The organism is Oleiphilus sp. HI0043, from assembly GCF_001634935.1.
This window is the reverse complement of sequence record NZ_LWEY01001265.1, coordinates 1-1,745: the sequence shown is the minus strand read 5'-3', so window position 1 is coordinate 1,745 and position 1,745 is coordinate 1. Positions and strand designations below refer to the sequence as shown.

Sequence of the window (1,745 nt, the reverse complement as noted above, 5' to 3'; positions counted from 1 at the left end):
CATAGAGAACGTTGGCCTTGAGGACTGAGGCTGCTTCGAATTCTGGTGCGGCGTTTAGTATAGGCTCGATGATTTCAAGTGCCGCGTCGTATTCTTTCAAATTGCGTTGAGTGAGTGCGTAGCTATATCCAATCTCATGATTGTTAGGGTATTTTGCATATAAAGATTGATAAAGTAGGAGGATGGCTTCTTTATCTTCAAGAGGGAGGGCGCTTGAGCTGACTGCAAGGCCGTCTACTCGGGCATCACCGCCAAGCTCGATAATCTTTTCGATATGTTGCATGGCCTGTTCGTATTCGCGAGAAAGGGAATACTGATAGGTCAGAAGTTGATGTGCCGGAATGCTGTCTGGCTTTATATCAACCCAAAGGATTGCCATTTCCTTTATGGCCTCCATGTCTTTCATGTATTGAGCTGCATTTACAGCACGCTTAACAACACCTAAATCTCTTGTCATGCGCGCTTGTTGGATATAGTTAAGCAAGGTGATATTGAATTCTTGACGCTGGACAGCAACCTCTGCAACAAGCAGGTCGTAGAGCGTGTCTTTATTTAGGTCGAAATCTTGATACTCTGGAGATGTCTCAGATGAAAGCTTTTCACTACTTGCGGTGGTATCTGTCTCAGATTGCTTTGCTTTCATTAGGCTAGAGCAGGCGCTGAGTGAGAAAAGTGATGAAATTAATATAAGTTTGAGTAGTGCTTTCAATCTGAATCTCTTTTAAATAATTGAGGCTTGACGAGTTTTATGATGACAGATGGGTTTAAGGTGTCAACTTACCGTTCGTATAGTTTGGCCATGTGCTAGGGTTCATTTGTTTGAACTACTTTTTGTCGTGCTGTCGAGGCTTTAATCATAAAATAAGTGGCTTCTAGCTCTAAGAACTTGCTCTGTGTCATTGGCTTTCTATGTATTCTATTTGTAGAATAGCCGCTTTAAATCAAATTGCTTGGTATACATGTCGTTTTTGGCGTTTGGAATTAATCATAAGACTGCAACTGTCGACGTTCGAGAGAAAGTTGCGTTTGATTTACAACGTCTCGATATCGCGTTGGAGTCAATCAAAAAACTGCCGAATGTTAATGAAGCGGTTATTTTATCGACATGTAACCGAACAGAAATATACTGTGCTGGCAATCATGCAATTGATGTTTCGATGTTGCAGACTTGGTTGGCTGACTATCATTGTGTTAATTCAGAAGACCTCGAAAACTGTAGCTTTGTCTATGATGGTAAAGATGCGATTGTTCATTTAATGCGTGTTGCTGCTGGCTTGGACTCTCTTGTTCTGGGAGAGCCACAGATTTTAGGGCAGCTGAAATCAGCCTATGCTTCAGCACAAGAATATCAGGCTGTTCAAGGGAAACTAGGTCGGCTCTTTGAACATTGTTTCTCTGTCGCCAAGAAAGTACGCACTGATACGGCGATTGGTGAAAACCCAGTGTCGGTCGCCGCTGCTGCCGTCAATATGGCTCGCCAGCTCTTCTCAGATTTTTCAGACAATACTGCTTTACTTATCGGGGCGGGTAAAACCACTGAGTTAGTGGCTAGGCACCTGAAACAAAGTGGTATTAAAAAGATCATAATTGCAAATCGAACGCTGGCTCGTGCCCAGGATCTGTCGAGTCTGGTTGAAGGTGAGGCAGCTTTATTAGGTGATATTCCAGATTTATTAATCGATGCCGATATTGTGATTGCGTCGACGGCTAGCTCCTTGCCTATATTAGGCAAGGGGGCTGTAGAG

General features: G+C 43.2%; 1 protein-coding gene and 1 pseudogene. One reads left to right on the top strand and one right to left on the bottom strand.

Annotation, left to right across the window (positions count from 1 at the left end):
• Window positions 1–709, bottom strand: a pseudogene (locus A3729_RS16310) (tetratricopeptide repeat protein); the annotation flags it as partial.
• A 250-nt stretch (window positions 710–959) separates the two neighbouring features.
• On the opposite strand from A3729_RS16310, the gene hemA reads away from it, so the two are divergent.
• Window positions 960–1,745, top strand: a 786-nt coding sequence (gene hemA / locus A3729_RS16305) for a glutamyl-tRNA reductase (RefSeq protein ID WP_068634086.1), incomplete at its 3' end; no start/stop codon positions are given.